Annotated in this window: 18 protein-coding genes and 1 pseudogene; 6 read left to right on the top strand and 13 right to left on the bottom strand. The window is 41.4% G+C overall.

Features of this window, described 5'->3' with window-relative positions; translation table 11 throughout:
• Window positions 1–101 precede the first annotated feature (101 nt).
• From HRT96_RS00350 to HRT96_RS00335, 4 genes are all read right to left on the bottom strand, one after another.
• On the bottom strand, window positions 102–572 hold the full coding sequence (locus HRT96_RS00350) for a hypothetical protein (protein WP_293150590.1): 471 nt from the start codon (window positions 570–572) through the stop codon (window positions 102–104).
• A 114-nt stretch (window positions 573–686) separates the two neighbouring features.
• The gene (locus HRT96_RS00345) at window positions 687–1,205 is read right to left on the bottom strand and encodes a GNAT family protein (protein ID WP_293150587.1); all 519 of its coding nucleotides are present in this window, start codon (window positions 1,203–1,205) and stop codon (window positions 687–689) included.
• Between the two features lie 615 nt (window positions 1,206–1,820).
• A complete protein-coding gene (locus HRT96_RS00340; RefSeq protein ID WP_293150584.1) occupies window positions 1,821–3,473 on the bottom strand; it encodes an ABC transporter ATP-binding protein in 1,653 nt (550 codons plus the stop codon).
• Window positions 3,470–5,080, bottom strand: coding sequence for an ABC transporter ATP-binding protein (locus HRT96_RS00335; RefSeq protein ID WP_293150581.1), 1,611 nt, complete (start codon window positions 5,078–5,080; stop codon window positions 3,470–3,472). The genes HRT96_RS00340 and HRT96_RS00335 overlap by 4 nt, the downstream gene beginning before the upstream one ends.
• Window positions 5,081–5,346: 266 nt before the next feature.
• Here HRT96_RS00335 and HRT96_RS00330 point away from each other — a divergent pair.
• A pseudogene (locus HRT96_RS00330) lies at window positions 5,347–5,493 on the top strand (IS6 family transposase); the annotation flags it as partial.
• Window positions 5,494–5,771: 278 nt separating this feature from the next.
• Here HRT96_RS00330 and HRT96_RS00325 read toward each other — a convergent pair.
• The 9 genes from HRT96_RS00325 to nirB form a co-directional block, all read right to left on the bottom strand.
• Complete coding sequence (locus HRT96_RS00325; RefSeq protein ID WP_293150578.1) at window positions 5,772–6,695, bottom strand: GyrI-like domain-containing protein; 924 nt, start codon at window positions 6,693–6,695, stop codon at window positions 5,772–5,774.
• Between the two features lie 326 nt (window positions 6,696–7,021).
• Window positions 7,022–8,071 (bottom strand): TIGR01620 family protein, encoded by a 1,050-nt coding sequence (locus tag HRT96_RS00320; protein WP_293150575.1) that lies wholly within the window; start codon window positions 8,069–8,071, stop codon window positions 7,022–7,024.
• Window positions 8,068–9,492, bottom strand: a complete 1,425-nt coding sequence (locus HRT96_RS00315) for a YcjX family protein (protein ID WP_293150572.1) — start codon at window positions 9,490–9,492, stop codon at window positions 8,068–8,070. The genes HRT96_RS00320 and HRT96_RS00315 overlap by 4 nt, the downstream gene beginning before the upstream one ends.
• A gap of 177 nt (window positions 9,493–9,669) precedes the next feature.
• Window positions 9,670–10,614, bottom strand: coding sequence for a metal-dependent hydrolase (locus HRT96_RS00310; protein WP_293150569.1), 945 nt, complete (start codon window positions 10,612–10,614; stop codon window positions 9,670–9,672).
• A 190-nt stretch (window positions 10,615–10,804) separates the two neighbouring features.
• The gene (locus HRT96_RS00305; RefSeq protein WP_293150566.1) at window positions 10,805–12,103 is read right to left on the bottom strand and encodes a DEAD/DEAH box helicase; all 1,299 of its coding nucleotides are present in this window, start codon (window positions 12,101–12,103) and stop codon (window positions 10,805–10,807) included.
• Window positions 12,104–12,279: 176 nt separating this feature from the next.
• Entirely contained in the window at window positions 12,280–12,885 is a 606-nt protein-coding gene (locus HRT96_RS00300) for a porin family protein (protein ID WP_293150563.1), read from the bottom strand.
• Window positions 12,886–13,137: 252 nt separating this feature from the next.
• Window positions 13,138–13,965: a nitrite transporter NirC gene (gene nirC / locus HRT96_RS00295; RefSeq protein WP_293137263.1), complete on the bottom strand. Its 828-nt coding sequence runs from the start codon at window positions 13,963–13,965 to the stop codon at window positions 13,138–13,140.
• 19 nt (window positions 13,966–13,984) lie between these two features.
• Window positions 13,985–14,311: a nitrite reductase small subunit NirD gene (gene nirD / locus HRT96_RS00290; protein ID WP_293150560.1), complete on the bottom strand. Its 327-nt coding sequence runs from the start codon at window positions 14,309–14,311 to the stop codon at window positions 13,985–13,987.
• Window positions 14,308–16,857, bottom strand: coding sequence for a nitrite reductase large subunit NirB (gene nirB / locus HRT96_RS00285; protein ID WP_293150558.1), 2,550 nt, complete (start codon window positions 16,855–16,857; stop codon window positions 14,308–14,310). The genes nirD and nirB overlap by 4 nt, the downstream gene beginning before the upstream one ends.
• Window positions 16,858–17,372: 515 nt before the next feature.
• On the opposite strand from nirB, the gene HRT96_RS00280 reads away from it, so the two are divergent.
• From HRT96_RS00280 to HRT96_RS00260, 5 genes are all read left to right on the top strand, one after another.
• Window positions 17,373–17,693, top strand: coding sequence for an isoamylase early set domain-containing protein (locus HRT96_RS00280; RefSeq protein WP_293150555.1), 321 nt, complete (start codon window positions 17,373–17,375; stop codon window positions 17,691–17,693).
• A gap of 32 nt (window positions 17,694–17,725) precedes the next feature.
• The gene (glgB, locus tag HRT96_RS00275) at window positions 17,726–19,975 is read left to right on the top strand and encodes a 1,4-alpha-glucan branching protein GlgB (RefSeq protein ID WP_293150552.1); all 2,250 of its coding nucleotides are present in this window, start codon (window positions 17,726–17,728) and stop codon (window positions 19,973–19,975) included.
• Window positions 19,976–20,079: 104 nt separating this feature from the next.
• On the top strand, window positions 20,080–22,578 hold the full coding sequence (locus tag HRT96_RS00270) for a glycogen/starch/alpha-glucan phosphorylase (RefSeq protein ID WP_293150548.1): 2,499 nt from the start codon (window positions 20,080–20,082) through the stop codon (window positions 22,576–22,578).
• Window positions 22,579–22,727: 149 nt separating this feature from the next.
• Window positions 22,728–24,044, top strand: coding sequence for a glucose-1-phosphate adenylyltransferase (glgC, locus tag HRT96_RS00265; RefSeq protein WP_293150545.1), 1,317 nt, complete (start codon window positions 22,728–22,730; stop codon window positions 24,042–24,044).
• A 153-nt stretch (window positions 24,045–24,197) separates the two neighbouring features.
• The gene (locus HRT96_RS00260) at window positions 24,198–25,775 is read left to right on the top strand and encodes a glycogen synthase (RefSeq protein ID WP_293150542.1); all 1,578 of its coding nucleotides are present in this window, start codon (window positions 24,198–24,200) and stop codon (window positions 25,773–25,775) included.
• Window positions 25,776–25,780 lie beyond the last annotated feature (5 nt).

The following is a 25,780-nucleotide window of genomic DNA, read 5'->3' as shown; positions in this document are numbered from 1 at the left end:
AACGTACCCACCAAGATCAAACTCGTAATTTACTATATAAAGAAGGGCTTGGGCTTGTCCAACACTCGAATAAGGTGTCGGCTGCGCGACACCTATTCTTATTATAGTTGCTTTCCAACTACTGCTTTTGGACCCAAAATATTTATCAATGTTGCAGGTGGATCAATAAAATAAAAGTAATCAAAGCCGTGAACAGCGCATGCCAATATTTCCTTACCTTTATAAAATCGCCAACCAGAAATACCTTCATTGCCCGCAATCATATCATCTAATAAATGGCGCCCCATAAAACGCAATATAATCGAAATACTGTCATGGTTGAGAGACCACATTTTTTGATGACGCACATCTGACTCATAATTATACATTACGACAATTTTGGCATCCTCTGAACCCAAGTAGTATGGTTCTAGGTTACTCAATAGTTTTTTCTGGTATTCAACAGCGAAATCCATTTCTTTCACTTCAATATCAACACTAAAGCGATCGCATCCAACGATACGCGCATATTCAAGCAACCACTTAGATGAGTTAAAGTCTATATCATCATCTGAAATATTAAGCAGGTCCATCGCATTCCCTATGCATAACGCCCTGCTAATAAGTGAGCCGAGTGCTGGCGGGCGATTTGCTCAGCAAATGGCATGACAGCCTTGGTGAGTCTGAATTCAGCAGCTTGTTAAACACTACTTACACAAACCATAGATATAATCATCTACATACTTGTTACTAATTAAAGAGTTTTTCTGTAAACGGCCCTCACGAACAAAGCCAAGTTTTTCGAGTAGTTTAAATGAACCCATATTATGAACTGAACATGTAGCTGTTAGCTTGTTAAGTTCCAATCCATTGAGCGCATAGTCTTTAAGCAAGTTCAATGCCTCACTTCCAAACCCCTTTCCTTGAGCGCCCTGCTTAATCATATAACCAACCACAGCAATTTTGGCTTCATGGTTAACAATTTTAAGTCCTATATTCCCTATTTTTTCACCGGTTGCGGTTTCAGATATGCCTAATGACAGCCATCCGTCACTTTCAATAGTCCAAGGCTGTGATTTAACTGCGAACGCCGCTGCAGCGTCTTCATATGTGAAGGCTTCATAAACATGCTCCATCATTTTGGGACACATTGATATTTCAATAAAAAGACTCTTATCCGTTTCATCGAATGGTGATAGTTTTATTCTTTGACCTGATAATTGCACAACTCCTCCTGAGTCTTATAACAGTTTACTATACAGAATTCTGTATAAGGCGAATTCCATTTCAATTTAATAATTATCAACAATATCAAATTTACTATAAATTACAAATAGATATTGATGAATAGTGATTCAAAATCAAATAAAACACGGATAAAACAAGAACAGTATTTATAGAGACCCATGTAAACATTGCCAATATGAAATTACCATTTAAAAAATCAATTGTTTAGTAATTATCAACAATTGATAAACTAGATATTTTGGCATGTTAAATCATATATTTTTGCTATCTTTGTAAATCCAAATTATGCCTAAATGTACTCACAGTAGTTGTGATTAATCAGCAGAATTATCCATAACAAAATGGGGCAAGTTCGGCTTAACGCTATTGCACTAATCCACTGCTGGACAGAACTTTGTTATACACTTCTTCTATTTATAGTTATTCAGATAAGGTTTTGTATTGGAAACTTCGCAGCCTAACTGTATCTGAAAATCAGTACGCTTGTGCCCCGCCAAAATTTTCGACACAACCCACAAACAAAAATAGCCTCGAATGAGCGAGGCTATTAAGTATGGTCACAAGTGCTAGCTCTTGTGACCAACACATCGTTACTATGCTGGTTCCGCTGCCATCGTCTTGCTCGGGTTGGGCTTAGTACTGTGTAACTGATGGGTGACAGTTTGGTTTTGTATATTAAATTCCATTGTAGGTTGCCAGATACTTGGTTCCCTGTGTGTTACCACAATTACCGTCGCTTTTAGCGAATGAATATGTTCTGCGATAAGTATCTCGGTAGCATCATCAAGTGCCGAAGTGGCTTCGTCAAAAATCAGTATAGGTGCTTGCTTGATTAGAGCGCGCGCTATGGCCAATCTTTGCCTCTCGCCACCAGATAACGCCTCACCTTTTTGCCCGACAAGTTGATGAATGCCTAATTCAGATCGATCTATCACCTCACTTAACTGAGCATGCCTTGCACATTGCTCGATTTCTTCATCGCTCGCATCCGGTTTACCTAAGCGGATGTTGTCTGCCAAAGTCCCAGTGAAAACAATAGGATCTTGTGCAACGTAAGAAAAATATTGAGTGAGCACAGCGTAACGGATTTGTTTTATATCGACACCACCCAGGGTAATTCGACCTTGTGTAGGGTCATCAAATCGCATCAGCAAACCTAACAGGGTACTCTTACCACCGCCACTTGGTCCATTAATCACAACTTTCGCGCCTTCTATAACTTCTGCGTTTGCACCAATAAAAATGCCTGAGCAGCCAACATTATGCAACTGCAGTTCGTGATGATTGGGCTGCTGAGCATTTTCTGGTTTAGGCTCTGGCAAGCTTGGTACCGTGGTTAAATGAATATAGTCTTTAATCGCCGCGCGCACATCATTAATCGCAAACCCAGCCAATGCTAACTCGCCCAACGGCGCTGCTGCTCTAGTGATTAATATCAAAAGCGATAAAATCAATAGTGGCTCTGTTGTACCAGAGACAACCAAGTAACTCGCCATACCAGCCAGCGGTAAAATTGTCGCGAGCGTCGATACAAATGTGGTTTTAGATGCCGCACGGTTGATGCTTTTGTGAATTTGTTCTTGCTTAGTCCAACTTGCTTCAATTCGCTCAATCGCCCGCTTTGGACCGGCGGTCGCGCGCAGTAGATCCAGGTGATCGATCAGTTCGAGTGTGTACTTGGTGGTATTCACATCTGCGCTGTGTCGATCGCGATCGGTATGGATCAGTGCCAATTGCGCTTTATATTGAATGAATAACGCGCCTGCGAGTAACACTGCACTCAGCGCTGCTATGGTTACACCACCAACTAGACCAATACCAACCACCAAAAATAAAGGTAGGAGTGGCGCATGCAGGAAGGTTTGCAGTTGGTGAGCTGGTATGCTCATAAAACCAGGAATGCCACGCTCAGCCAGTTGAGTTGTTTGCGTTCTGTGATGCTCGGTAAACCAAGCTAGCTTTGCTTGGCTAAGTGCTTTACCAAGCGCTGAATAGAGATCACCAGTAAGTTTTGCTCCGGACAAAAAGCCAGATCGTGTGACGATCACCGTCGCCAAGATTGCGGCAGCCGCTGCCACCAAAACATACATAGGTGTTTGCTGTTCAACGATGGCTAGGGCCAAAACAGTATAGGCAGCAGCTTCCAGTACGGCAACGAGTACCCAACCAGTGCCAACAAGGTACAGCCGACGTTTTACCTGTTCTGGAAGTGCTTTGCTAACGGAATTAGTGCTGCTGTTCGTCATACGTCTTCGTCCTGTGTTTCAGCGTTTCGAGTTAACGTCAGCGTAAAATCTGTTTGCTGAGCGAGGTCAGAGTCATGGGTAACCACAATAATGGTCTTACCTTGTTGGTGAGCCAGAGCACGCAAGTTTTGCATCACAACCAACGCGGTCTCCTTATCGAGGGCACTCGTAGGTTCGTCAAGTAAGATGATGTTGGCGTTACTTAAGAACACGTTAGCAAGAGAGATGCGTTGTTGTTGCCCACCGGAGAGAGAGGCTGCGTCCGCTGCAAGATCAATAATCAACTGGGCGCGGCTCAGTGCATCGCGGAGCATATCGTCGGTGGCATCTGGTGTAGCCAATTGCAGATTCTCTCGCACCGTTGTTTTCAAAACGCCTGTGTTTTGAGGGACGTAGCGTATGGCATTATGTCGCGATACTTCATCAAGGTCTGATATATCATCATGACCTAGGGTAACGGTCCCTGATGAAGGCTGTTCGTATCCGGATAAGATACGTAAAAAAGTGCTTTTCCCAACGCCACTCGGGCCCATGATGGCTGTAAAAGAACCGGGAAGAAAAGAATAAGAAAGGTCGTTGATGATCGTATTTTGATCGGCGACGACCTTGATATGTTCGGCATGTAACGAATCTGATTTTCTCTCTCGGTTGACTTGGCCTGAAGCGATGGTGCTTTCTTGTAAAAAGTCGCTGATGTGTTTGGCGGCGTTTTTACCTGCCGTCACATAGTCTAAGCCGTGGCCCAACTTTAGCACGGGTGTCACGATGGCAAGACCAAAAAATAAAACCGAAGCCATGGCCGCGGGGCTTAACTGATAGGAAATCGTGTAAGCGATTGCTAAAGTGGCGACCGCTTGTAACAGCGCTACAGCAACCGCAGCAGCAAGTGCAACATTGCTCACCCACTTTACGATACCGTCTGTAAAGCGTTGCGTGGCATGTCGATAATTAGCAATGGCGCCCGATTGAGTACCATAAATACGGTTGACTCGGATGCCCCTTGTGTAATCATTCACTGCAGTGACAATCTCACCCATGATGTTCATGCGTTCAGCGCCATATTTAGCCGCATACTTGGGTAGAAACACCAGATAATAAAGTGAAGCGAGAAGACCTGGGATAAGGGCCAAAAGAGCAATTGGCCCAGCTAAGCTCAACATGATGAGGATGGACGCCAATGGCACCAACATAAACGTGACAAATTCAGACGGTAAGTGGGCAATCATATGGTGCAGTGTACTAATGTCCTCCGAAGCCAAGCGGCGAAGTTGATTTTCACCATATCGAGCGACGGTTTTACTTGGCAACCTAACTAGATGCTGAGCTACTTGACGGCGCACCTGAGAGGAAAATTGGGCTTCAGCTTCATGAACCCACCAAGATGCTAATGAAGAAACGGCGGCACTAACGAGCCAAAGGCCGATTGCACTGAAAACCCATTTACTCGAGAGGTCGTCAATCAGTTGTATTAAACACAATAGTGCGCCTATTTTTGCAAGTGCAGCGACCACTTCAGCAAAGGTGCCCAGCGTGAGTTTTGCGATGGCGGGTTGCAACGCAGGCATCAGCGCAGGTGTGAGATAGTATTGGCTGATTTTATTTATCATATTCCCAACTTATTGAGGTAGTGAGAAAAGGTGTGGGATTGATATGTTGAGCGTATAAGGCTCTCACCACTGGTGCTTTGGATACCGTAATCAGGTTTAAGTCGTAAATAATATGTTCGATAAGCGAGCCTACGTTTTGATCTTATAGTAATGCTCATAATATGAGCAATTACATTAGAATTAGCAATTGATTTTTTCGGTTATATCGAAAAGTTAGCGATATAAATCAAAGTGTTGATAATTTATATTTTAAGAGGCATTACAACATGAGTATCAATTTATCAGCGCGACACTATCCATCAGAGATTATCTCACCTATAAACTCAGTTATCGTGAAATAGAAGAAATATTTGCGAAGCGTAATATCATGTGACAACTCAATATTAAACCCTTGGGTTGTAAAATACGCACCCAACTCGATGATTAAAACACGAGGCTATCACCTTTATCAAAGTATTAAAGATACTATCCGTTAGCATAAATAAACTTGTAATGGCTAAGTAATACTGTCCGCCATTTTCGATTCACTCCTGTAAATCATTTGATATGAGAAACAACGACCATTCTTCGCATGAGTAAATGGGGCAATTTCGAGTTAGCTAAACAGGCTAACTCGTTCGTAGACAAAAGTAAGGTGAATAATTTACTTTAGTAGTTAAGTGTTTGGGTTAAGAAAGTATGGAAAATACCATTATATATCTTTCAGTTTAACGTAAATTTCCATTTCAATATAACCATCAACTCTTGCATCATTCAAATAACGTTCAAGCATGGGAAACTCATCTGGTTCAAATCCACTATCAGGCAGCCAATCAGAATAGATACTCAATTGGGCCTTAATTGCGTCCTCTGGATGACCTTTATAATAAAGTACAGCATACTTACCCTTTGGTATTTCAGATAAGGTAAATGGTGAGTTAACCTGAATATCATCGCCAATTACGATAGAAGCTGAATAACGACATTTATCTACAGGGGTAACCGTGGGGTTATCAAACGCAAAGGCAAATCGTTTTTGCTCCTCAGGTTTTATTCCGTTACCGACAGCCCAATCTATCAATTTATCCCATGCTTTATATATGGCTTCAGCTTCATAACCTCCTGCTGAAGCTAAAGTACATACTCGCCTTTTATCAAATTCTCTTACTTCAACTTTCATATTTGTATCCTCTAAGTTAAATGTATTCATCACTTCATGTGTGATACGAGTAGGATACAAATCCGAGGGATTAAAATCTTTTCCATACTTGCTAGATATTTTTCCAATCTTGCTATCTTTGACTTTATCTGGATTCCTAATTTCTGACGGACTAAAACCAAAATGAAGTCTAACGGCTTTTGAAAAGTTGGCGCTCGATGAAAAACCACTATCTAAAGCAATTTGAGTAATGGGTAGTTCTGTTTTAAAAATTAACAAGTTGACAGCTTTCTCTAGCCTACGCCTAGCTATATAATCATTAACGGTCTCACCGACAATACCGGTAAAAATACGGTGAAAGTGGAATACCGAAAAATGACTTACTTCAGCCACTTCAGCAAGGGATATTTTGTTAGCCAAATGAGCCTCAATATACTTAAGTACCCTATCAATACGAACCTTGTATGCTTTGTTCATAATTACCTAATTCAGATTATTGTTCAGATTGAAATTATCATGGGACCTATTCTAATTTAAAGCACATGGCAACAACGGCCACTTATTATATCTGTTGCGTAATTTGTTGAATGTTTAAACCTTCAACTGACCTTAGCTCCTCGAAGAAGTGAGAGACTTGTTGGAACACTTCTTCGGAGTCACGTGTTAAAATACTCTGAATAGATTACAGCTTGACCATACAACCCCCCCCATCATCACATCACTGTATTACTCGAAGCGTAGATTATTAATTTCAAAAAATACTGGTATTCGGCTGGGAACGGACCTATTTATATTCGCTGATTTTAACCATTCATACGTTGTATTATACGTTTTATAAAATCTTTCAATTTCGGTTTGTTTTCTGGCGAAAATCGAACTGGTCGACAAGCTGTAATCGCAGCCAAACCAATACGTGCCGTATACACACCAGCGCCAATACCTTGACTGACACGTGCGCCAGTGATGCTCGCTAAGCTAGTGGTACCAAATTCTTGTAACATTTCATCTAGCGCCAACTCAGTAACACCAATAAATGCTAAGTAACGGAGCACGCTTTTGAATAATTTGTAACGGTTGGCCAACGAAGGGCGCATGCCGTATACCTGCCCGACTTCGTCAATCATTTTCATACTACGCCATAATGCTAATAGCATATCAACTGCCGCCCAAGGACTCGCAGCCACCACCACGCCGGTTTGTAAGCTGTGTTTAGATACACGGCGTAATGCTTCTTTATCTAATGGTGCTAAAAACACCTGTTCGAGATGGACTATGGCTTCTTTATCACTGCTGTAATCAGGCATGGTTGTAATGCTTTTAGCCAGCAGTGGTGCTTGTGGTTTACCTTTATAAAACTGCGTTAACTTAGCGATAAATCCCTTTGCTTGACCAACATCATTGGTCACTTTTAATTGCTCGGCCTTATCTTGTAACCCTGCTAACGCAGCCATATTTTCTTTGTCAGCCATAAAACTAAACATGCTACGTAAGGCCAGCATGGCAACAATGATAATCAATCCTGAAAAACCAGCAGCAGCGATCCAATGCAGGGCTAAGGCGCTTTGGAATACGGTATAGATTTGCCATAACGACATCACACCAAAGATACTCGCAATACCGATGACAAACGATTTTAACCCTTTGATTGGTAATGCTTCGAGCGTTAATCCGCGGTAAGTATCATCAACAACATCTTCAGCGCTAATGGATGCGGGGACTTTACTCAAGTCATTATCGAGATCGGGCATAAATATTTTTGCTTCACGGCTCACCGTCACCACAGCCTCTTCTGCTTGCATATCAATGGTTTTACCCTGATTACGTGCTGTACTGCTACCCACTTGCTTGCTCATAGGCATTTGTCCCCTATTAATTCATTTAAAATAGTATCAATTCGAATATGTGGTAATACATCCTGATTACTGTACGACAGTCCTTGTGGTGGATTTAACAAGGGTATTTGCCAATCTAAAAATGGCTGCCATTGATCACCCTCCGGGATACGCGTTGGTATGGTTGGATGAATGTAACCAATCAGTTCACCATCCACACCGCGTCCGGCTATACCACGATCGCCTTGATGCTTTATTTCTTTAGAAGAACGAACCGCCGCTGTTGCTTCACAAATGGGTTGTACGCCTTCATGCTGCGCGCTCTTATAAGCTTGTTTGACAATGACACCCAATAGCTGACGAACCGCATCGTGATCCTCACTTAACACCTGATCGATTTTAGTTGCGGCAAACACAACCTTGTCTATTTTAGGCTTAAATAATTGCACTAATCGATTTTGACGTCCATACGAAAAGCTCTCAGTAATGCTAGTTAATGCTTGGCGCATATCATCAAGATATTCAGGCCCTGAATTTAAGGTATTAACGACATCCACCAGCACTAATTGTCGGTCAATACGGCTAAAGAATGTTTTGTAAAATGGTTCAACCAAATGCTTCACATAGCCTTGATAATTACGCTGGCAATACTTGTAATAGCTGTTGTCAGCCGCACCATTAAGCACATCGTCACTGTATTGCTGACAGCCAAGTAAAGGCACGAAGTTCAATAGTTCTGTATCCTCAACCGTACCCGGTAATAAAAAACGCCCAGGTTGGATCAAACTCAAACTGCTGTTTTTGTATTTACAGTCATGAAGAAACTGCACAAATTTGGTGTTCAATGATGTCAACACAGCGTGGTCAACGGCTGACAATGGGTCTAGCTGCGTTAATTCATCCAACAATTCCCCCATCAGTTCCCGTCGTGGTGATGCTTGATACTGCGCTTGGCATTGTTCGCTCCAACGTGCAAAGCTCATTTCACGTAACGGTAAATCGAGTAACCATTCACCCGGATAATCACGAATTTCAAGGAACAAAGAGAACTGCTCTGCTTTTAACGGATTTAAACGTCGTCCCGAACGCGATAGTCTTAATTCAAGTAAACAACCGCTAATATTAGTCGTTGATGCAGGCCATTTGGCTTCTGCTTGCGTTAGACTTTGGTAGTTCTTGTCATACGGAAATACCGGAATATCAGCATCCGCTAGCGGGTGCATTTTCACACCAAGGAGACGTTCACTTAATACCGGTGAAAAACCAGCGAGGCTTGCTTTTTCATGGTGCATCAATTGATTAATTAAGCTAGTGATAAACGTCGATTTACCACTTTTACTTAAGCCTGTAATACCAATACAAAAGTAACGGTTCTGCAGCTTAGCAATACTCGCTAGCCCTTCTTCTTTAAGAGAGGTCGCTTTGCGGGATGCTTTATTCATTAATTTGGAAAACTTTTTGTCTGAGTCTCGCATATACCTACTTCATGGTTAAAGGAAGGAGAACAATGATTACTATTAATATCAGCTTACTATAGATAGAAAGTAGCTATAAATAGAAGTTTACTATAGATAGGGATTATACCCAAACTAGCTGAACGGAATATGAATGTATTTAGATTATAATCTTAATGGCGAGATTGCCTTCCAACCATCCGTATCCTTTTCTGCCAGCGCAAATTTAAACGCATAACCAACAGAGCCAGTTTTCATTCTAAGGTCGGTGGCGACTAAACGTCCATCTACATCTTCTAGACGAATAAAGCCATTGGTAAACCAGTCTAGTGCGGCTAAAACGGGGGTTGTCAATTCGACTACGCCATGACCTAAATCTTGCTTTGGCGACATATCAAGCATGTTGGTCAACACATTCAGTTCTACATCATAATAAGTATCACCATCAACCACGATAGCAATCCACCAGTTAAGGCTTGGATAAAGCGGTGAGATAAACACCTTATCACTGGGTATCCCTTTGCTCTGTAAAGCCAGTTCAACTTTGTTAAGCATCTGCGTTTGAATCAAGACACTCAATAATAAATAACCACTACTTAGCATTAAGCCAATATGATTAACTCGCCTCGCCTTTCGTTGCTTCTGACTCTCTTTATTTCCTTTACTGCGCCACAGATAAATACAACCGACTAATAATGGGATCGTATAAAGCGGATCGATAACAAATATCGAGGCGATAGAAATGGGGTGTCCCGCTAACGGCCAAAATAACTGCGTACCATAACTGGTAAATGCATCAAGAATAGGATGAGTAATCAAGGTTAGACAACAAAGCCAAAACAGCCGTTGGTTAGAAATGACATCGGTTTTAAATTTAAGCTTAAGTGCGGCAAAACAGATAAATGCGAAAGGAAATAACACAAATAAGGAATGTGAGAAACTGCGGTGTTCAGTGAAGCTTTCAACAGCATCAGCCGCGGGCATAAACACATCTAAATCTGGCAATGTGCCTAAGATACCGCCAATAACTAACGCACTTCGGCCTAGTTGTTTATGACCGATAGCAGCACCAATAGCGCCACCTAATACAATTTGTGTAACAGAGTCCATGTATCGACCTTAATATAAAGTAACGTTGAGTCCTGTTATTAAATTAATCGTATTTCATCACCGAGGCAAGTTTTGCAGAGAAGCGACAAACAAAAATGGCTAAGGTCTCTCAACCTTAGCCATTCATATGAACTAATCTATTTATAAGTACACAAATCTGAGCACACTTATTTAAACGTAATCAATCGAATTAACGACTTGGTTTTACGTCTTTCTTCGCGCGATTATTAGTTTTCTTACCATAAGAACGGTTTTTAGCACGACGTTTGTCATCAGTACGGCCATTGCCTTTACTTTTACCGCCACTATTACGACCATCATCAGCAGGCTTGCTCAGGTCAGGTTCATAACCCGGTAACCACTGTGCAACTAAACGGGTATCAAGCAGTGTTTCGATTTCTTCTAACAACCAGTTTTCACCAATGCTTACTAACGACGTAGCAGTACCAGATAAACCAGCACGACCGGTACGTCCAATACGGTGAATGTAATCTTCTGCTTTAAACGGTAATTCAAAATTGATCACATGCTTAAGCTGTTCGATATCAAGACCACGTGCAGCAACATCTGTCGCCACTAATGCGCGAACTTTACCATTTTTGAAGTCTTCAAGACCACGTTCACGTGCGCCCTGTGATTTGTCACCGTGTACAGCGATTGTCTTAATACCATCTTTGCACATTTCTTTTGCTAAGCTATCTGCGCCCTGCTTAGTACGTGTAAAAATAAGTACTTGATGCCAGTTGCGAGAACCGATTAGGTAAGACGTTAATTCACGTTTACGATCGTTATCAACCGCATAAATAATTTGCTCTACTTGCTCTGCGGCAGCATTACGGGTATCAACTTCGACTAACAATGGATCGTTTAACAAGCTCTTGCTTAGTTTAAAGATCGCATCATCGAATGTTGCCGAGAACAACATAGTTTGACGTTTTTTCGGTAAGTGTTTTAAGATACGACGAATTTCGTCCATAAAGCCCATATCGAGCATACGGTCAGCTTCATCGAATACAATCTTTTCAACAAACTCAAGTGTTAGCGTTTCACGATCTAATAGATCAAGTAAACGACCTGGTGTTGCCACTAAAATGTCAGCACCTTGTGCCAGCGCTTTTACTTGTGGGTTAATGCTAACACCACCGTAAACAAGTTCAGCCGTTAATTCGCTGTCTTCACTATAGGTCACAAAGCTTTTGTGTACTTGCTGTGATAATTCACGCGTTGGCGTTAATATTAAAGCACGGATTTGTTTTTTAGCCGTTGCTTCTGTTGCGTTAGCTGTTAACTGCTGGGCCATTAACTGATGGATTATAGGTAATGCAAACGCAGCCGTTTTACCTGTACCAGTCTGTGCACCACCCATGATGTCACGCCCTTCCAGGATTGCTGGAATAGCCTGAGCTTGAATTGGTGTCGGCGTTTCATAGCCTAACTTGGTAACAGTATTAATTAAATTTTGATTCAGATTTAAAGCAGAAAAACCCATAATGACCTTACTAAACACAACAAAAACGATATGCCGCGCAGTTTAGCAGAAGTCTTACAAGATTACAGATAAAGTCGATAAAGCCATGATTTAAAGGATTAGAGGAGAGCATGCTGCATATAAAAAAACCAACCGTGTAAACGATTGATTTTTTTATTTTTAAATATTCGATTTAATTAAAATTTATAAGACGCTGAAACATAGAATGATTCGAGAGTATAATCTTTTGTTTTGCTATAGTCAGGTCCTACATATTCAATTGCGAATAAATCGACTTCATAACCAACACGCGCTGAAAAACCCTTAAGTTGTACAGGTGCGTACTCAAGACCAAAACCATAACGTACTGCACCGCTACTGTCGTCCTCTAAGCTTTTATATGACTCACCTAAGTCCAACGCAGAAACACCTAAAAGACCAAACGGACGTAGGCCATTATCAAAACTGTAACCAAGGTTAGCGCTCAAAGAAACAGATGTCGGTGACCAAGAATAATCATTAACGTCATTTTTAATATCACTATATTTTGTATACTGCCCTTCTAGTGCAAAAACTCTACCAAACTGATAACCAGCTAATATTTTTACAGTTTGTCCATCTATATCGGATTCTGATGCATCGTCGTCATCATCATAATTATCGAATGTTGTATTACCAACACCAACACCAACATAGAAACCTTTATATTTAGGTGTTAGATCTTCATCAAAATTTTGTTGTACGTTTGCATGAGCAGCGGAGGTAGCTAAAAGAAAAGCAGCTAATCCAATTAATTTTTTCATCATTAATCCTTTATTTATTATTTTACGCTCTATTAACTAGAAACTTAATAACTCTTTAATATATATTATATAACATCAAAAAAAGTTAACGACTACTGCTTTTAGCGCCACCCATAAATACCTATAAGTAAATAGTTGCATTTGTGATACAGATCATAGCAATACTTGATTTATAAATAAAACAAAAACGCCCCCTTGATTTAAGGAGGCGTTTATCAATATTAAGCTAGATTCAACTATTCAATAAATAAATTATGCTTTAGCTGTCTTACCCGTAACTGTTGTCGCTTTTACAGCGTCTTGATTTACTACCGGACGTTCTGCTTTTGGTGTTGAGTACCAGTAGCCTAGCCCCATGAATGCAGTACCAGAAATAATGTTACCGAGTGAAACCCATAATAGGTTATGACCGACACCAACCAGGTTGAACGCTTCTTGGCTATCACCGAAATAAGACATTGCAAAGATAGTCATGTTAGCAATTGAATGCTCGTAACCACACGCGATGAATGCTAACAGACACCACCAGATAGCGATGAATTTACCTGTGCCTTCAACACGCTGACACATCCAGATTGCGAGACAGACTAACCAGTTACATAAGATACCTTTAAACAGTAAGGTCATTGCTGGTGCAGTCGTTTTCGCTAATGCCACTTTGTGCACTAAGCTTTCTGAGTTGCCTAATAATTTACCACCACCAGCATAATAAAATAACGCGGCAACGGCGATGGAACCAATCAGATTATATAACCATGTTTTTGGTAAGATACGTAAGTTATCACCCCAAGTAATGGCACCCGTTTTAGCACCTAACGCTAAAAACATAGTGTGACCAGTAAACAGTTCAGAACCCGCGATAATCACTAACGTTAAGGCAATACCGAATGTAGCGCCCATCACTAACGGACGAATCGATGGATCAACCATATTACCTAACGTGAAGATCAAAATAATACCAAGACCAACATAGGCACCCGCCATTGCACCGCTGATAAGAAAACTAATTGGATCAGTCTTATCTAACTTTACGATCCGCGCAGCGTTCGCTGAACATTTTTTTATTGTGTCTGCATACATAAGGGACTTCCTTTAATAATTAAGCATTAATCTCAACAGCATCTTTGTTCACCCGTACTTTATATGTCGCGAGTGATACCAGATCATTTTCTAAACATTGACCCGTTGTTAAGTTAAAGCGTTGTTTCTTTAACGGGCTTGCTACCCACAGTTGCTCGTCATGTTCACAAATTAAACCACGTGAAAGCACATTTGATTTCGCAAACGGATCCATATTGTCGATAGCAAACAACTCATCGTTGTCACGTGGACGAAAGATCGCAACTTGTTTACCATTAATCAGTGCGCATACACCAGTCTTGGGGGTGATATCGTTTAGTTGGCAAACGTTAATCCATTTACTCATGCGTGTTCCTCCACAGTGATTGTATAAATATCGGCTTTCTCTTCAATTGACGCGGGACGATGTTGGTCACGGGCGCTCACAAAGCGCACATTGCTGTCTTGTTCATCGCTATTAATAAAGTGAGCGAAACGTTTTTGCTGTTCTTCACTTTCGACTACTTCAGACCATTCACATCTGTACTCAGTGATCAGTTTATTGATGTCTGTTTCTAACTGTTCATTGATACCCAGTTTGTCATTAACAACCACTTCACGTAGATAATCAACACCACCCTCTAAGTTATCCATCCATACCGACGTACGTTGTAGCTTGTCTGCTGTGCGCACATAGAACATTAAGAAACGGTCGATATATTTAAGCAATGTTGCTTCATCTAAATCTGATGCTAACAAGTCAGCGTGACGCGGCTTCATACCGCCGTTACCACACACATACATATTCCAACCAGCGTCTGTGGCGATAATACCTAAATCTTTACCCTGCGCTTCAGCACATTCACGGGTACAACCGGATACACCAAACTTCATTTTGTGTGGCGTACGAATACCTTTATAGCGGTTTTCAAGTAATACACCGAGGCCGACACTGTCTTGAACACCAAAACGGCACCAAGTACTACCAACACAGGTTTTTGCCATACGCAGTGCTTTTGCATACGCTTGCCCCGTTTCATAACCACCCGCAATCAGTTTTTTCCAGATTGTTGGTAAATCACCTTTATGGGCACCGAACAAACCAATACGCTGTGCGCCAGTGATCTTGGTATACAGGTTATACTCAGCAGCAACTTCAGCTAATACAGCTAATGCTTGTGGTGTGACTTCACCACCAGCCATACGTGGGATCACTGAATAAGTACCGTCTTTTTGCATATTACCAAGGAAGTTATCATGGGTATCTTGTAGGCCAACATTGTCACGGCTTAATACATGGTCACCCCAGCAAGACGATAAGATTGAAGCAACGATTGGTTTACAGAATTCACAGCCGTAACCTTTACCGTATTTGCTTAATAGCGCTTCAAAAGTTTTAATGCCTTCGATACGAATAAGATGGAATAGCTCTTGGCGGGAATATTCAAAATGACTACATAAGTGGTTTTTCACTTCGATGCCAGATTTAGCCAATTCTGAATTCAATACTTGAGTAATAAGTGGAACACAACCACCACAACCCGTACCAGCCTTCGTTACCGCTTTGATTTCCGCCATTGTTGTATGACCATCCGCAACTGCAGCAGCAATTTTGCCTTTGGTTACATCAAAACAAGAGCACAGAACTGCAGACTCTGGTAATGCATCAACACCCATCGCAGGTTTATCGCCACCCGCATGCGCAGGTAAGATCAAACTATCTGGATGTTCAGGTAAATCCATGTTGTTTAATTTAAATTGTAATAGACTACCGTAATCCGATGTATCACCGATTAATACTGCGCCCAGTAATTTCTTGCCGTCTTCTGAAACAATAATACGTTTGTATACTTCTTCTGCTTCATCCAAGTATACATAGCTCTTACAGCCCGGCGTACGTCCGTTAGCATCACCGATACTGCCTACTTTTACACCAAGCAGTTTCAGCTTGGCACTCATGTCTGCGCCTTCAAATGCGTTGTCGTTACCTAACAAATGGTCAACAGCAACTTGAGCCATTTTGTAACCTGGTGCAACTAATCCAAAGAATTGTTCATTCCAAGATGCACATTCACCAATCGCATAAATATCATTGTCACTGGTGATACAATGGTCACTGATAGTGATACCACCACGACGACCCGTTGCTAGACCCGATTGATGTGCCAATTTGTCTTGTGGGCGAATACCCGTTGAGAAAACGATGAAATCAACTTCAAGTTCAGTACCATCGGCAAACTTCATGGTGTTACGTGCAGTTTCACCTTCAGCTACAATTTCTAATGTGTTTTTACTGGTATGCACTTGCACGCCCAGTTTTTCGATTTTCTTACGTAGTTGCTCGCCGCCTTCACGGTCTAGCTGTTCTGCCATTAACACTGGAGAGAACTCAATTACATGAGTTTGCACACCTAACGCTTTTAATGCGCCAGCAGCTTCAAGTCCTAATAAACCGCCGCCGATAACAACGCCGCTTTTACTGCGTTTAGCTGTTGCTTCAATGGTTTTTAAATCTTCAATGGTACGGTACACAAAACAGTCTTTGCTTTCGTTACCTTTAATTGGTGGCACCCAAGGTTTTGAACCTGTCGCCATAATCAACTTATCGTATTTAATTTCACGACCAGAGTTTGAATAAATTATTTTTTGTGAACGGTTAATATTAATAGCACGTTCACCAATCAATACATTGATATTGTGCTTATCGTAGAAACCTTCTTTTACTAATGATAATTCATCAGCAGTATGGTGAGAGAAATAAGAAGAGAGGTGGACACGATCGTAGGCAACTCGGGGTTCTTCACAAAAAACGGTTACATCAAAATCTTCAATTGCAGATTTTTCTACTAAGTCTTCAATGTAACGGTGGCCAACCATACCGTTACCAATAATAACCAGTCTGACTTTGCTCATAATTATTCCTATATATTTATTATGTAGGTATTTTGAGGTATTACTTAAGAGATAATTATGATGTAGATCAATTTTAGGAACAAGCTAATGTGATGGAGATCAAAAGTGTGAAGCTGGACGTCATTTAATAACGACATGTGGTATTTAAAAGGAAGCGATTGGCTAAATCGTGTAATTTAAAACAAAAAAACACAAAAAACATACCAACAAGGGGTTGTTTACACATATTTTGTTATTTTATTACATTTTAAGGTAAATGGCTTAAGGTTTTAGCCACTTTATAAGGATGCAATAGAAAGAAATATACCAGCGAAATAAAAGACCATTAATTACGAATGAAAGACGACAAGCGTGACGCCGATCACAAAGCATCTTTTAAACACTTTAAACAAGCTCAAATACCGACAATAATACCTATATATGAATACCCATTTAGATGGTGATTCATAATTTCGGTACGTAAACGAAATTTGGCTTAAGTTATTAGAGCTACGACATATAACAAGGAAGATACAATGTTAAAAAAGCATTTTTTTAAAACCAAAGCCGAAGCCGATATCACGTTTGAATTCGCCTGCGACACGAATAATGCGTTAATGAGTGACGATACCGTTGAGTTGTTTGCTGATTTTAATGATTGGCAGGCCTTACCCATGAAATATATCAAAAAAGATAAAGTCTTTCGCACTAAAATTCGTTTGCCAGAAAATAAACAATTTCATTTCCGCTACTTAATTAACAGTAACGAGTGGCATAACGATCATAAAGCAGACTTATACTTACCCAATTCTTTCGGTACTGATAATAGCGTTGTATCTACATTACGAACTGCATAAATAGCTAACAATACGTTAATCCAGGATGGATCATGAGTGACATTTCGACTACAGCAACAATAGCGACTCGTTTTGAAGATCGCTTTAACCATGAAATAGATGCCCTTAACCAAGGTAAATTCTATGACCCGTTTGCTTTTTTAGGTCCACATCAAGTGAGTGAAGATGAATACCAACTCAAAGTATTCATTTCCGGTGCACAGCAAGTTTTTTATCAAGACAAAAACCAGCAATTACGTTATCAACGTATCGGTACCAGTGATCTGTTTGTCCTTAGCCTATCAGCAAAGCAATACAATGCAGATTATCAATTAACTATCGCCTATCCATTTGCAACCGTTGTCGAGCAAGACCCTTATAAATTTTCATCGACACTTGATGAAAACGCCGTTTACTTATTTAGCGAAGGTACGTTAGAGCAAGCACAACGTCATCTAGGTGCGCATTGGACAATCACAGATAATGTTGAAGGCGTACGCTTTACAGTTTGGGCTCCTAACGCAGCGTCAGTAAGCTTAATTGGTAACTTTAACCATTGGAATACAATACGTCATCCGATGCGTAAGCACCCTGGTGCCGGTATTTGGGAGATATTTATTGCTGATATCGCAGACTCTGAACACGATAACAATTATAAATTTAGCATTATAACCGAAAATGGTGAGCGTTTAGAAAAAGCGGATCCGTTCGCATCATCAATGCAACTACCGCCACAAACAGCGTCATGTGTACCAACCAAAACCCGATCTGCAGTATGGCAACAATCTCCCGCACAAGCGTGGGCGCAGCGTGCAGAACGCAATGCGATCAATGCACCAATCAGTATCTATGAAGTGCATGCAGGTTCGTGGAAACGTGATGAGAACAACCATTTCTTAAGCTATCAAGCCCTGTCTGAACAGCTTGTGCCTTATGTAAAAGAACTTGGTTTTACCCATATTCAATTAATGCCAATCAGTGAGTTCCCGTTTGATGGTTCGTGGGGTTATCAACCTGTGGGTTTATTCGCACCAACCAGTCGTTTTGGTAGCTTGGCTGATTTCCAATTCTTTGTTGACGCCTGCCACGAAGCCAACATCGGTTTATTAATCGATTGGGTGCCAGGACACTTCCCTGCAGATGCCCATGGTTTAGCGCAGTTTGATGGTTCACACCTGTTTGAACACGCAGATAAGCGCCAAGGTTTCCACCCAGATTGGAAAACCCACATCTTTAATTATGATCGCGCTGAAGTACAAAGCTTTTTAATTTCAAATGCGTTGGCTTGGTTTGATAACTTTGCCATTGATGGTCTGCGGGTTGATGCTGTTGCTTCTATGTTGTATCTCGATTACAGCCGCAAAGAAGGTGAATGGATCCCGAACCAATATGGCGGTAGAGAAAACCTAGGGGCGATTGAATTACTCAAACAAGTGAATCGACGCTGCTACAAAAACCACCCTGGCATCATGATGGTTGCAGAAGAATCAACCGCTTGGCCAGGTGTAACCAAATTTACCGACCAAGGCGGTCTGGGGTTTGGTTACAAGTGGAATATGGGCTGGATGAACGACAGCCTAAAATACATGAGTTGTGATCCTCTCTATCGCCAACATCATCATCACGAGATGACCTTCTCATTAGCATACGCATTTAGTGAAAACTTTATCTTACCGCTAAGTCACGACGAAGTGGTACACGGCAAAGGTTCACTGCTCGATAAGATGCCCGGTGATGACTGGCAAAAATTTGCTAATTTACGTGCTTATTACGGTTTCATGTGGGCACACCCAGGTAAAAAGCTGTTATTTATGGGTTGTGAATTTGCTCAACGTGCAGAATGGAATCATGACCAATCGCTAGACTGGCATTTACTTGAGCAATCTGAGCATCAAGGTGTGCAAGCGCTCATCAAGGCATTGAATAACAGCTATTGTCATCAAACTGCCTTATTTGAGTTAGACACTGATCACCATGGTTTCGATTGGATTGACGCCAGTAACGCCGAACAGTCTGTGTTTAGTTTCTTACGTTATAACAAAGCCAAAGATGAACATGTGGTCGTGGTATCGAATATGACGCCAGCATGCCAGTCAAATTACCGCATTGGTGTACCGAGTATGAGTGACTATGACGTACTCGTTAACACCGATGAGTCGCAATTTGGTGGCAGTGGGTTTGCAACCCAGACAAGTTACATTGCAGAGTATGTTGAATGGCAAGGTTTTACCCAAAGTATTTGTATCGCCCTACCGCCGTTATCAACCGTGTACTTAGTACCCAGACAAATAGCTGCGCACTAAAAAACAAATAGGTATAAATAGGCAACCTAGTTGCAGCTTGGTTGCTCATAAATACTTGTTGTTCAATAAATAGTTAGCCCAAATGTCATAATAAAGGACGTTATATGTCATTAAAAAAACAAAAGTCTAAAGCAAAAAAAGTTTGCACATTAGCGACAAACAATGGGCCCGTGGTTAATGCCAGCACCTTGCCTGATGATTTAAAACGTCATTTCCATTATACCCTCGGCCGCGATGAAGTTGGTGAATCGCCACAGTATTTATATCACGCACTGGCATTAACAATCCGTGACCGCTTGATGGAAAAATCACGTGCGACGAAGAAACAGCAGCAGAAGCAACCGACTCGTCGTGCCGCTTATCTATCATTAGAATTCTTGATGGGTCGCGCTTTGGGAAATGCAGTTTTAAACCTTGATTTAGAAGACTGTGTACGTAAAGGCCTTAATCATTACAGCTGTGAATTAGAATCAATCGCCGAATCAGAACACGATGCCGGTTTAGGTAATGGTGGTCTAGGTCGACTAGCGGCTTGCTTCCTTGATAGTTGTGCAAGTTTAGCACTACCCGTAACAGGCTACGGTATCCGTTATGAATACGGAATGTTTAATCAAAGCATCGAAAATGGTCATCAAATCGAACATCCAGATAACTGGTTACGTGATGGTCATCCGTGGGAAGTTGCAGCACCTGAACATAACCGTAGAGTGAAATTCTTTGGTCATGTTGAAACTTATCAAGACAAAGAAGGCCGCACACATCACCAATGGGTTGGCACCGAAGATGTACTTGCTGTGCCGTATGATGTACCTGTTCCGGGTTATCAAAACGATATCGTGAATACTCTGCGCCTGTGGAAATCAGCGGCGACAGATGAATTTGATCTCGGTGAATTCAACGCCGGTAGTTATACCGAAGCCGTAGCTCGTAAAAACTTAGCTGAACAAATTACCATGGTGCTTTATCCAAATGACGCCAGTGAGAATGGTAAAGAGCTACGTTTACGTCAGCAATACTTCCTGACGTCTGCCAGCTTACAAGACATTCTGGCTGAATGGGTAAAAGTACACGGCAGTGATTTTACTGATTTTGCTAAGTACCACGTATTCCAACTTAACGATACCCATCCAAGTGTGGCGGTTGCTGAGTTAATGCGTTTATTACTCGATGAACATGATCTGGATTGGGACTTTGCCTGGCAGATCACCACATCTACCATGGCGTACACCAACCATACCCTACTGCCAGAAGCACTAGAGAAATGGTCGGTACGTTTATTCGCACACCTATTACCTCGCCTACTTGAAATAATTTATGAAATCAACGCGCGATTCTTAACGGAAGTTGCGTGTCAGTGGCCAGGTGATGTTGATAAGCAACGTGCTTTATCCATTATCGAAGAAGGCGATGATCCACAAGTACGCATGGCTTATCTCGCCATTGTTGGCAGCTTCTCGGTAAACGGTGTTGCAGCATTGCATACCCAGTTATTAAGCGCCGGTTTATTCAATGACTTCTATCTGTTGACGCCAAACAAATTTAACAACAAAACCAATGGTGTAACGCCTCGTCGTTGGTTAGCACATTGCAATCCAAAACTGAGTGAACTCATTAGCGATAAAATCGGTAATAATTGGACTCGTGATCTAAGTGAAATAAGCAAGCTGCGTCGCTATTACGACAACACCAAATTCCATGCTAAATGGCAAGACGTTAAGCAGCACAACAAACAGCAACTTGCCGACTTGGTCAAAGATGCCTGTGGTGTTGAATTCGATACCAACATGATGTTTGACGTACAAGTTAAGCGTATGCACGAATACAAGCGTCAATTACTTAATATTCTGCATGTTATCCATCTTTATGATCGCATCCGTCGCGGTGATACCGAAGGCATGACACCACGCTGTGTATTAATTGGTGGTAAAGCCGCGCCGGGTTACTTCATTGCTAAGTTAACAATCAAATTAATCAATAACGTTGCAGCAACAATTAATGCAGATCCGCTAGCACAGCCTTGGTTACGCGTTGCCTTCTTACCAAATTACAACGTCACCGCAATGGAAACAATCTGCGCAGCAACAGATTTATCAGAACAGATATCAACGGCAGGTAAAGAAGCATCAGGTACCGGCAACATGAAATTCATGATGAATGGCGCAGCCACTATCGGCACGTTAGACGGAGCCAATGTCGAGATCAGAGATGCTGTAGGTGCTGATAATTTCTTCTTATTTGGCGCTCGTAGCGAGCAAGTCGCTGATATCCGAGCACACTATGATCCTGTACACATCATCGCTAATGACAGCAACCTAAACAACGTAATGGCATTACTTCGCAGCGGACATTTTAACTTGTTTGAGGGTGGTTTATTCCAACCGTTAATCGACGCTATTTTGAATCCATATGATCAATGGTTAGTTGCACACGATTTCGCGAGCTATTGCGAAGCACAACAAGTCGCAGCCCTCGCCTATCAAGATAAAGAAGCTTGGACACGATTAAGTATTTTGAATACCGCAGCAAGTGGCTCGTTCTCAAGTGACCGAACAATTAATGAATACAATCAAGATATTTGGAAGCTAACACCACTTAATGTTTAATGCTGCTATTTATAAGACAGATGTTTTATAAAAACAATGTTAACCATTTATTTAGGCCCTTGATTGCGCTTACTTGCTGATAAAGCATTCATTTATTTCAAGGGTAAATAATTAAACCGAATTTCGACAAACGCTTATGGAGAAGTAATATGTCAAAAAGTACACATCGTTATATTAGTAACTTAACTAAAGATACTTACGCCCTTATTCTTGCAGGTGGCAGAGGTAGTCGTTTACATGAGTTAACTGATTGGCGCGCAAAACCAGCTGTATTTTTCGGTGGTAAATTCCGCATTATCGATTTCCCATTATCTAATTGCATTAACTCTGGGATCCGCCGCGTAGGTATTGCAACACAGTACAAATCACACTCATTAATTCGTCACGTAAACCGTGGTTGGGGACATTTCAAAAAAGAACTGTCTGAATCTGTCGAGATCTTACCGGCATCACAACGTTACGGTAACGATTGGTACTCAGGTACGGCTGATGCAGTATTCCAAAACATCGATATTATCCGCGACGAAAAACCTAAATACGTGATGATCTTATCTGGTGATCACGTATATCGTATGGATTACGGTGATCTGCTTGCTAAGCACGTAGAAAATGGCGCTGACATGACAGTATGCTGTATCGAAGTACCGACAGAAGAAGCGGCTGGTCAATTTGGGGTAATGACCGTAGATCAAGATAACCGTGTTAAGCGTTTCGACGAAAAACCGGCACAACCAAATGAGATCCCTGGTAAGCCAGGTCAGTGTTTAGCATCAATGGGCAACTATGTATTTAATACTGAATTCTTATTTGATCAACTAGAAAAAGATGCGACACGTACCACATCTGACCGTGATTTTGGTAATGACATCATTCCTGCAATCATTGAAGATCATCAAGTATTTGCATTCCCATTCAGCGATCCTGATAATGATCAACAACCGTACTGGCGCGATGTAGGTACGCTGGATTCATTCTGGGAAGCGAATATGGAATTGGTTACACCAGAACCACAGCTTAACCTTTATGACTCAAACTGGCCTATTTGGACTTACCAAGAGCAGCTACCACCCGCTAAATTTGTTTTTGACAATGATGAACGTCGCGGCATGGCTGTAGATTCGACCGTTTCTGGTGGTTGTATTATTTCTGGTTCTACAATCCGTAAATCACTGCTATTTTCGAGCGTACATGTTCATTCATACTCAACCATTGAAGAGTCGGTAATATTACCGGGTGCCGATATCGGTGAACATTGTCAATTACGTCGTACTATCGTTGACAGCAAATGTGTGATACCAGCGGGTTTAATCGTCGGTCACGATAAAGAACAAGATATAGCCAATGGCTTCCGAGTTTCGCCAAAAGGTATCACCTTGGTAACATCGGATATGCTGAAGAGAATGGCAGAAAAAGACACAAAAGCAGCACTCGAAAACACCGCTAAACAAACTGCAGAACTTGTTTAAGCGATAACAGATAAACGCTGATCTATAGATAATAGTCTAAAGCAATAAGTCGCTTAACTAAGTGACTTATTGCTGTTTTTGTTTTATAACTTTAATTTCACAACTATTTCTAATAACACAACTTTAATATTCTGCTTTAAGGACAATTTATTCATGCACGTTTTAATGATAGCCGCCGAAAATGATGCGATACCAGGTGCTAAAGTTGGTGGCGTTGCTGACGTCGTTCGGGATTTACCAAAAGCCTTACCTCAGCATGATGTAAGTGTTGATGTTGTGATCCCTGATTATGGTCAATACGCGACAAAGTTTGAGTCTCGTCAACTGGCCAGTGTCAATGTTGAGTTTGCCGGCCAAACAGAAACAGTGACCTTGTTCGAACTGTTTTTTCCTGAAACGCCAAATAAAGTCCGCCAATTTGTAGTACAACATCCGCTATTTGGTCAAGGTGGTCATGTTTATAGTCATGACGAAGGTAACCGCCCTTTTGCCACTGATGCAACCAAATACGCTTTATTCAACCTTGCCGTATGCCAACTTCTTATCGAGTCAAAATTAACCCGACCTGATGTATTACATTTACACGACTGGCACAGTGCAACAATCGCAGTACTAAACCAATACGCGCCGCAATATACAGAACTTGCAAACATTCACTCGGTCTACACTGTGCATAACATTGCCCTGCAAGGGATCCGCCCAATTGCAGACGATGAATCAAGTTTACGCCACTGGTTCCCTACCCTTAACTTTGATCAGAGTGTTGTTGCCGACCCACGTTATACCCATTGTTATAATCCGATGCGTGCTGGTATTAATCTTTGTAACAAAGTCCATGTAGTATCACCAACGTATGCAGAAGAAGTATTACATGCCAGTGATGCTAACAATGGTTTCTTCGGTGGTGAAGGTCTAGAAAAAGACTTAGCAGCAGCAAAACAGCAAGGTCGCTTAGTCGGTATTTTAAATGGCTGTGAATACGCTGCTACGCCAACGAGTAAACGCAATAAAGTTAATATAAAACCTGCACTCAGTACTTTTTTAGCCCCTGCACAACAACAGGTTAAGCGTTGGTTAGCACAGTCTGCGCAATTAAAAACAGTACATTACCTGGCTAATGAACAGATCAATAACTGGCATAGCCAGGCACCATTCACTGACTTCTTAGTGACTAGCATTGGCCGTTTGACCGATCAAAAAGCCCTGCTGTTACGCCAGCCTTATCGAGGTAAAACGGTATTGTCGGTATTACTTGATGATCTTGCGCGAGTGAATGGTCGACTGATTATTCTTGGTTCGGGCGATACCCGCATTGAATTTGAATTCATGCAGCTAATGGCGAGTCACGATAATTTCTTATTTTTGAACGGTTATGGTCAAGCGTTATCAGACCAAATGTATCTACATGGCGATCTGTTCTTAATGCCAAGTTCATTTGAACCTTGCGGTATTAGCCAAATGCTAGCCATGCGTGACGGGCAACCTTGTCTTGTACATGCGGTTGGCGGTTTAAAAGATACCGTTCAACATTTAGAGAATGGCTTTAGCTTTAACGGTTCATCACTGCAGGAACAAAGTGATAATTTGATTACCGCTTTTAACGATGCAATCAAACTGCATGCGAACAACCCTAAAACATGGAAAAAAATTGCCGACAACGCAAAATCAGCTCGTTTTAGCTGGCAGGAAAGCACCAAACAGTACCTAGACTTGTTATATACACCTGCTTAGATAAA

The organism is Moritella sp., assembly GCF_013215705.1.
In the GTDB taxonomy this organism is placed as follows: domain Bacteria; phylum Pseudomonadota; class Gammaproteobacteria; order Enterobacterales; family Moritellaceae; genus Moritella.
This window is presented reverse-complemented; position numbering and strand designations above follow the sequence as displayed.